This window comes from Acuticoccus sediminis (genome assembly GCF_003258595.1).
GTDB lineage: Bacteria > Pseudomonadota > Alphaproteobacteria > Rhizobiales > Amorphaceae > Acuticoccus > Acuticoccus sediminis.
Window position 1 is genome coordinate 1 of record NZ_QHHQ01000028.1, and the last position, 7317, is coordinate 7317.

Annotated in this window: 10 protein-coding genes and 1 pseudogene; 3 read left to right on the forward strand and 8 right to left on the reverse strand. The window is 62.4% G+C overall.

The window, feature by feature from the left end; all coding sequences use genetic code 11:
• Positions 1 to 217: 217 nt before the first annotated feature.
• From DLJ53_RS34360 to DLJ53_RS34395, 8 genes are all read right to left on the reverse strand, one after another.
• Positions 218 to 613, reverse strand: coding sequence for a type II toxin-antitoxin system VapC family toxin (locus DLJ53_RS34360; protein ID WP_425320984.1), 396 nt, complete (start codon positions 611 to 613; stop codon positions 218 to 220).
• A 2-nt stretch (positions 614 to 615) separates the two neighbouring features.
• Positions 616 to 849: an antitoxin gene (locus DLJ53_RS34365; protein WP_111352813.1), complete on the reverse strand. Its 234-nt coding sequence runs from the start codon at positions 847 to 849 to the stop codon at positions 616 to 618.
• 159 nt (positions 850 to 1008) lie between these two features.
• The gene (locus tag DLJ53_RS34370; protein WP_111352814.1) at positions 1009 to 1404 is read right to left on the reverse strand and encodes a PIN domain-containing protein; all 396 of its coding nucleotides are present in this window, start codon (positions 1402 to 1404) and stop codon (positions 1009 to 1011) included.
• Positions 1394 to 1621 carry an AbrB/MazE/SpoVT family DNA-binding domain-containing protein gene (locus tag DLJ53_RS34375; RefSeq protein ID WP_111352815.1) on the reverse strand — a complete coding sequence of 76 codons (228 nt, stop codon included), beginning with the start codon at positions 1619 to 1621 and terminating at the stop codon, positions 1394 to 1396. Before DLJ53_RS34375 ends, DLJ53_RS34370 begins: the two co-directional genes overlap by 11 nt.
• Before the next feature lie 310 nt (positions 1622 to 1931).
• Positions 1932 to 2762 carry an NHL repeat-containing protein gene (locus DLJ53_RS35025; protein WP_146620201.1) on the reverse strand — a complete coding sequence of 277 codons (831 nt, stop codon included), beginning with the start codon at positions 2760 to 2762 and terminating at the stop codon, positions 1932 to 1934.
• On the reverse strand, positions 2759 to 3178 hold the full coding sequence (locus DLJ53_RS34385; RefSeq protein ID WP_111352817.1) for a carboxymuconolactone decarboxylase family protein: 420 nt from the start codon (positions 3176 to 3178) through the stop codon (positions 2759 to 2761). Before DLJ53_RS34385 ends, DLJ53_RS35025 begins: the two co-directional genes overlap by 4 nt.
• Positions 3114 to 3542 (reverse strand): MerR family transcriptional regulator, encoded by a 429-nt coding sequence (locus DLJ53_RS34390; protein WP_111352818.1) that lies wholly within the window; start codon positions 3540 to 3542, stop codon positions 3114 to 3116. Before DLJ53_RS34390 ends, DLJ53_RS34385 begins: the two co-directional genes overlap by 65 nt.
• Positions 3543 to 3679: 137 nt before the next feature.
• On the reverse strand, positions 3680 to 4768 hold the full coding sequence (locus tag DLJ53_RS34395; protein WP_162409843.1) for an AraC family transcriptional regulator: 1089 nt from the start codon (positions 4766 to 4768) through the stop codon (positions 3680 to 3682).
• A 111-nt stretch (positions 4769 to 4879) separates the two neighbouring features.
• On the opposite strand from DLJ53_RS34395, the gene DLJ53_RS34400 reads away from it, so the two are divergent.
• The 3 genes and pseudogenes from DLJ53_RS34400 (at position 4880) to DLJ53_RS34410 (ending at position 7267) form a co-directional block, all read left to right on the forward strand.
• Entirely contained in the window at positions 4880 to 6280 is a 1401-nt protein-coding gene (locus DLJ53_RS34400) for a DUF1254 domain-containing protein (protein ID WP_111352819.1), read from the forward strand.
• Between the two features lie 157 nt (positions 6281 to 6437).
• Positions 6438 to 7010 (forward strand): annotated as a pseudogene (locus DLJ53_RS36310) (recombinase family protein).
• On the forward strand, positions 7010 to 7267 hold the full coding sequence (locus tag DLJ53_RS34410) for a WGR domain-containing protein (RefSeq protein WP_111352820.1): 258 nt from the start codon (positions 7010 to 7012) through the stop codon (positions 7265 to 7267). Before DLJ53_RS36310 ends, DLJ53_RS34410 begins: the two are co-directional and overlap by 1 nt.
• The last annotated feature ends 50 nt before the right edge of the window (positions 7268 to 7317 follow it).

The following is a 7317-nucleotide window of genomic DNA, read 5'->3' on the forward strand; positions in this document are numbered from 1 at the left end:
CCGCTCGCCGCGCGAGTTCATCAGGCTCAGTGCCTAAATCCAACCGCCGCTTGTCCGGCGAAATGGGGTGCACTCCAGCAGTATCAACAGCGCTCCGATTGACAGAAGGCGCCATTCTCTCCCGAGCCCGCTCACTGTAGCCAGTCGCGCAGCAGAAATGGTCCCGTCCTAACGGCGATTGGTCCGACTTTTCCGCGTTCGACACGACTGCCGAATGCTACAGCCAGTTCTCCACGCGCAGCCCCGGCACGCGGGCGAACTCGCCCACGTTGGCCGTGACGAGCGTCAGGTTGAGGGCCATCGTATGGGCGGCGATGAGGAGATCGTTGCCGCCGATTGGTGTGCCGCAGTGTTCGAGCTCGGCCCGGATTGAGGCATAGGTCGCATCGACCGGCGCTTCCAGCGCGAGAACGGGTAGGGCGGCGAGGATCACCTCGACCTGCCGGGTGAGCCGGTCCGAGCCCTTTTTCGCGGCGCCGTAGCGCAGCTCCGCAGCCACGATAATGCTGGTCGCGACGCGCTTCTCTCCCACCTCGGCAAGACGCTGGGCGACGATGCCCTGTGGTCTGCGGATCAGATCCGACAGAACGTTGGTATCCAGAAGCCAGGCCAGCGTCACACGTCAACAGCTTCCGGCAGCGGATCTTCGATCTCGGGGAAGGTCTCGTCGATGGGTTCCAACGTGGCCAGAAGCGCCAAGAGCGAATCCGGTCGTGCCGGCTCCAGAATAAGCCGATCGCCATCCTTGCGCAGGATGGCTTCGGTCCCGGGCAGAGCCATGTCCTTCGGAATCCGCACAGCCTGATTGCGCCCGTTCCGAAATAGGCTGACACGGCGCTCATCGATCACGGCACATCTCCATGCATATGCCAATGACATATGCTAGATTAAAGTTCAGCACAAGGGTTCGGTTTGGACGGTCTATCAGGTGGCGGTTCGCTTGAACCGGGGCAAGGATGCCGGCGGCAACGCTATCCGTGCGCACCACCCCTTCAACTCCATTCGATCTCAGACGAACGGGTTTACCAACCGTAGCTGGCCTTCGACCAGAAGCCCCGGGTGCATGTCCTCGGAATAGAGAGTCGTGCAGCCAGCGATTAGCGCAGCGGCAACGATCATCGAGTCGTAGACCGCAAGTGTGTAGCGTTCGGCTACGGCGCAGCCGATCTCGTGAGTCCTGAGGGTCAGGGGTTCGACGGAGCAAAGGCTCCGGACGCCGGATAGGAACTCGTGGGCTTCGCCCCAGCTCATGCCTCCCTTGCGACGGCAGTTCACCAGTGCCTCGTTCAGAACCTGGACACTGATGCGCGGCCGCTGTGCAAGGAGGGCCTCGGCCGCGTCGGCCTTCGGACCACCATCAAGCAGATAGAGGATGATATTGGTGTCGAGAAACTCACCGTTCATGGACCGCGTCGCGGCTCAGGCGGTCCTCTGCCGGAAGACGCCCACGAAAGCGGCGCAGTCCCTCGAGTACCTCTTCCACTCGAGGCTGACGAACGACACTCAGTCCCCCTGCCCCGGGAACAAGGTCGATTTGGTCTCCCTCCTTCAGGCCGAGGTCTCGGACCAGCTCCGCCGGCAGGCGCACCGCCAATGAATTGCCCCACTTCGCGATCTGCACGATGGCCCCCCCTTTGGATATACGGCTACAAATGTAGATCCAATGCCGATGAGGTTCAAGCGGAGCGGACCCCGACGTTGGAATCAATCGAAAATCACCCGGAAAGTCGCCACGAGAATATGCAATACGCCGAAGCCCATGATGGCTCGCGTCTCGGCGTGTTGCATAAATTCTCGTAAGCTGCCGACAATTTCGTGATTATCGATAGTTATCGAGATGTATACGCTGCGTCTGCAGCGAGTCTTTTACGACATTCAGGAGAATGCGTGGTGCTGTCGGAGGTCTTGGGAATTTCGCGACAGTTGCTCTCCTAATTTGGAATCGGGATCCGGTAGATTGTTCCATCGCGCCACGTGGCAGTGAGCAACGAGGCACCGTCGGGTGCGACAACCAAGCCGACCGGGCTGCGCAATCCCTCTGCAACAGCACGGGACTGGCCATCTGGCAGGATTTCCCGCACGGTCGTTCCGCCATAATCGACCACGAACACACGGCCGTCCTTCGTCATCGCCACGCCGGGACCGGGCGTGCCGAATTCCTCGCCGACCTCGATGCGAGTGCCGTCCGGGCGCAGGATCGTGACACCGCCGCCGATGTTGGAGACGACATAGCCGTTGTCCGGTGTCTGCACCGCCCCGACCGGCGTTCTCAGACCGCCGATGACGGGTTCCAGGCTGCCGCTCCGGGACACAGAGAGAATCTGGTTGGTCCGGCGATTGGCAACAAGCAGCCGGCCGGATCTATCGAAGCTCAATCCAGCGGGTGTCGCCAGGCCGGTCACATGCACGCGGCGCTCGCCGGTCGGGGTGAAGCGATAGACTTCATCACGGGAATAGGATGCGACGTAGATCGTGCCATTTGGGCCTATGGTCAGGCCGGAAGGACCGGAAAGTCCGTCCGCGAAAGTGGTGCGCTTCCCGGCAGGGTCGATGCGCGAGACACGACCCGCCCCCCATTCGGCCACAAACAGATTACCCGTAGCGTCGAACGCCATGCCGACCGGCGAACTGAAGCCGTCCCATAGCTTTTCTGGTGTCGCCGGGTTCGCGACTGCGGCAGTCGGCCCAATGATCGGGGAAGCCGGAACGACGGCGAGAGCCAGTGCACCGGCGGCAATCGAGGAGCGGAGCGCATTCATCATGCCGATTGCCCCTGCTGAACTGGGAAGCGTGTTGCGAACACTTCCTTGGCCGCGAACAGCCCGTTGAGCGCCGCAGGAAAGCCGGCATAGACCGCCATCTGCATGATGATCTCGATGACTTCTTCCTTGCGTACCCCGACATTCAGACCCGCTTCGATATGGACCTTCAATTGCGGGGTCGCCGTCCCCATCGCCGTCAGTGCCGCGATGGTCGCGATCTCGCGGGCGCGCAAGTCTAGGCCGGGGCGGCTGTAGATGTCGCCAAACGGGAACTCGAACAGGTTGTTCGCAAAGTCGGGGGCAATGCCTGCCAGGGCGGCCACGACATTGTGGCCGGCCTCGCCGTCAATTTCAGCGAGCGCCCGCTTGCCGCGTTCCAGCCGGCTTTCGCCGACGTTCGGGGATTGATGCGTCATAGTCCTTCATCCTCTTTTCGTTGCCGGCATATCCGGCAATCTTGGTGTCGAGGACGAGAAGGCAGGCTTGCAGTTCGGTCAGATGCGCGCGAACACGCTCGCGGTGCTGTTCGAGCAACGCGCTACGCTCCGCTTCCGTGCCGACGCCGCGCTCCCGCAAGGCCGCGTATTGCAGCATTTCCTGGATAGGCATCCCGGTCGTTTTGAGACGGTCGAGAAATTCGATCCAGATCAGGATTGATGCGTCGTAGTCACGTTGGCCCGATTGGTCCCTATCGGCATGGGGAAGCAGCCCGATCCGCTCGTAGTAGCGGATGGTGTGGGCCGAAAATCCCGAACGCTTCGACAGTTCACCAATTCTCACGATTGCCTTCTTTTGTCACGACGCACAGGGAGCTACCGGTTAGAGTGCGCTCTAAGTCAAGCGGGTATTTGTCGCTTTATCGCGTCGCGTAAGTCCTGAATTGTGACCGGATTACGTTTGCCTCACGTCGGCTCGGCCTAATGCCTCGGGGAGATCCGCATGGCCCGCCTGAAATCGCCCGGGTTCGTTCCTGCGTCTTTGCGGAAGGCACGCGCGAAATTAGCCGGTGCTGTGTACCCGAGCTCGGCGGCGATCTCTGTGATCGATGCGTTGGTCCCGACAATGAGCTCGCGGGCACGTTTGGCGCGGATGATGTTGGACAGTTTGCGAAAGTCAGTGCCGTGCTGATGCAGGGTTCTCTGCAGCGACCGGACACTCGTATCGAGCGCGCGGGCGGTACTGTCGATCGACACACTGCCCGTCAGAACCTGCGCCCATATATGCGCTGAAACGACCCCGATGAGATCCTCGCGGCTCGCCGGCTCAAGCCGGGCGCGCGCCACATCCTCGACGGTGAGCAGGCGACGGATCTGATGACCCCGGCGCGGGGCTCTCAGCAGGTGTGCTTCGAACCAGACGGCGGCGACCGGCGCGTCGAATCTGACGGGGCATTGGAATGCGTCCTCGTAGGCGGCTGGGCGCGTCGGAAGCGGGATATCGAGGTCAATTTGCAAGGGCCGCCATGCCGGTGAGAGATAGGCGCGGCAAAGGCTGAGCATGACGCCGATCGCACCCACCGCCACATGACCATAGCCATCACGACCACGTGCTGCACTGAAGTAGCAGAATCGGGCGAGTCCGCCTTCGACACTCAAAGCCGTTCGATCGCCCCGGCTTTGATAACCGATCGCCTTCATGCCGCGGTCGATGGCTGCCTTTAGGGTCTCGCCGCCGAAGATGTACTCGCCCCAACAGCCGTAGCCATCCAGAGACAGGTGCGGTGCCAGCATGAGGCCAAGTGTCGGTTCTCCCGCGCGTCTCTCCACCTCCACCAGGAAACTCGTCATCGTTGCGTGTGGAATGAAGCAGTCGCGGTCTTCGATCGCCTCGATGTCGAGCATCGCGGCACGGTTGGCATGGCGCAGCACCTTCTCGCCAAAGGCGTTCCGAACAAACCCGGGAACCCCTGCCAGCGCCGTGATCGAGAGCACCGTCAACGCGCCAGCGCCTACGAAGTGCGCCAGCCGCTGCGGCTTTGGCGCAAAATGAATGGCGGGTCGAGACACGACCAAATATCCTAGCCGCAGCGGGAGCACGTATCCGGCAAGATAGTCTTGCCGGACGGAGACTCCCAATGGGTTTGCCCATGCGTCAAGCCCAGTTTTCTGGAGACGCTCATGAAGAACATCGTTTCTGGTCTTCTGCTGGCGGCAAGCCTTTTCACCGGCGGTGCCGCGCATGCCCTGACCGCCGAAGAGGCGAAGTCCATCGCCGAGGACGCCTACGTCTTCGGCTATTCGCTGATCTCGGTGGAGATGTCGCGCAAGGTCATCACCAACGTCGAGAAGCCCGAGACGACGCGGGCCCCGATGGGGCAGTTCGCGAACCTGCGGGAGTATCCGACGGCGGCCTTTCGCGACGTCACCGCGCCGAACGCCGACACACTCTATTCCAGCACCTTCATCGACGTTTCGAAGGAGCCGTGGATCGTAAGCTGGCCCGACATGGGCGACCGCTACTACGTCTGGGAGTTCTACGACGCCTGGGTGCCGGTGGTGTTCGATCCCGGTTCGCGCACCACGGGCCAGGAAGCGCAGACCTATGCGATCACCGGTCCGGGATGGAGCGGCACGCTGCCCGAGGGCGTCAAGGAGGTGAAGGTCCCGACCTCGACGATCTGGATCCTCGGGCGGACCTACTCGACCGGCACGCCGGAGGACTACAAGGAGGTCTGGGCGCTGCAGGACCAGTACAGGCTCTATCCGCTACGCGCCTGGGGCAGGGAGTACACGCCGCCGCCAGGCAAGATCGACCCTAGCGTCGACATGAAGCGCTCGGTGCGCGACAGCGTCAACGCGCTCGACGCCGAAGGCTACTTTCAGTGGATGAATAACCTGATGGTCGACAACCCGCCGGCGCCCGAGGACGCGTCCATCGTTGCGCGGATGGTGGAGATCGGCATTGCGCCCGGCGCCGACTTCGACCTTTCAAAGTTCGAGCCCGACGTTGCCGCCGCGATCGAGGCGGCGCCGAAGGCGGCGTGGGATAAGATCGAGGCCTATACCGCGCAGTCCGGCACGGTGAACCAGGGCTGGCTGGTCAACCTGAAGATCGGCCACTACGGCACCGACTACATGGCCCGCGCCTGGCTCTCGGCCTTTGGCATCCCGGCGAACGCGCCCAAGGACGCGGTCTATCCGATCGGCCTGGCCGACGCGGACGGCGAGCCGCTTGACGCCTCGAAGCACGACTATGTCATCCGCTTCGCCTCAAAGGACGACCTGCCTCCCGCCGAGGGCTTCTGGTCGCTCACCATGTATGACACCGGCTACTTCTTCGTGCCGAACGCACTCAATCGCTACACCCTGAGCGAGCGCAACGACCTCCAGACCAACGCCGACGGCTCGATCGACCTCTACCTCCAGAAGGAGAATCCGGGGCCGGAGAAAGAGTCGAACTGGCTGCCTGCGCCAGACGGCGGTTTCATTCCCATGTTCCGCCTCTACTGGCCGAACGAGACGCCGCCATCCGTATTGGATGGAACCTGGTGGCCTCCCCGCATCACCAAGGCTGGATGAATCTGGCCGGCTTCGGCGTGATGGGACATCATCATAAGTCGTGAAGCGTCTGACTTCATGACTTATGTAACGCCCACGAATGGCGAGGTTTTCTGCGCTTGGGATATGTTGCGTATTCTCGTTGCAGGTTTTTTGCCGTCTCGGCATCCTGTGAAGGATGCTGCTCGGATACGCCAGAGTCTCGACGTCGACCCAGAACCTCGATCGCCGGATCGAAGCACTCCGGTCCGCCTGCGGCGATACGATCTTCCGGGAGAAGGCGTCCGGAAAGGCGGTGAAGAACCGACCTCAGCTCGAGCGCGCCATCGACGCGCTCGGTACCGGTGATATCCTCATCGTCGCCGAATGGGACCGGGCGACACGCTAGATGTTGGACGGCATCAACATTATGCAGCGCATTGCCGAGCGCGGTGCAGCCGTCAAGGTGCTGGACAAGCCCCACCTCGATCTCACGACGCCGATCGGGCGTGGCTTCCTCGCCTTCCTTTCGGCGTTAGCCGAAGATGAGCGAACCCGGATTGTCCAGCGCGTCGCTGACGGGCGGTCGGTGGCTCGGGAGCGTGGGGTCAGGTTCGGACCGAAGCCGGAGCTCAGCGAACATCAGTGGAAAAAGGCGCTCGATCGGCTGGCGGCCGGTGGGAGCTGCCGCGAGATCGCACGCGACATGGGTGCCTCCGCCTCGACCATATCGAGGCTCCAGCGGCCCGTTGGCGCAGGGGCGCCGGCCTGATGCAGTTCGACCTTTTCCCCACCGACTTGCACTTGACGTGCATCGATCCCGCCCACAACAAATGGCGCTTCTACGCCCTCTCGGTGCAGCCCACGCTCTTCGGCGATTGGGTGCTGGTCCGCGAATGGGGGCGCATCGGTCGCTCGGGGCGACGACGGCACGACCACTATCAGCATGCCGGCACGGCGCTCGACGCGCTTCACGAGCTCGCGCGCCAGAAACGGAGGCGAGGCTACAAGGCGAGCAGGGCCGTTTGACGTTGCGACCGGCATTGCCTGCAACCATGTAGCAACGTATCTACATGGCG

Bases quoted from the DNA above. Each gene is read 5' to 3' on its own strand.
- DLJ53_RS34370 (WP_111352814.1), bottom strand. From the start codon at position 1,404: ATGAACGGTGAGTTTCTCGACACCAATATCATCCTCTATCTGCTTGAT.
- DLJ53_RS35025 (WP_146620201.1), bottom strand. From the start codon at position 2,762: ATGATGAATGCGCTCCGCTCCTCGATTGCCGCCGGTGCACTGGCTCTC.
- DLJ53_RS34385 (WP_111352817.1), bottom strand. From the start codon at position 3,178: ATGACGCATCAATCCCCGAACGTCGGCGAAAGCCGGCTGGAACGCGGC.
- DLJ53_RS34400 (WP_111352819.1), top strand. From the start codon at position 4,880: ATGAAGAACATCGTTTCTGGTCTTCTGCTGGCGGCAAGCCTTTTCACC.
- DLJ53_RS34410 (WP_111352820.1), top strand. From the start codon at position 7,010: ATGCAGTTCGACCTTTTCCCCACCGACTTGCACTTGACGTGCATCGAT.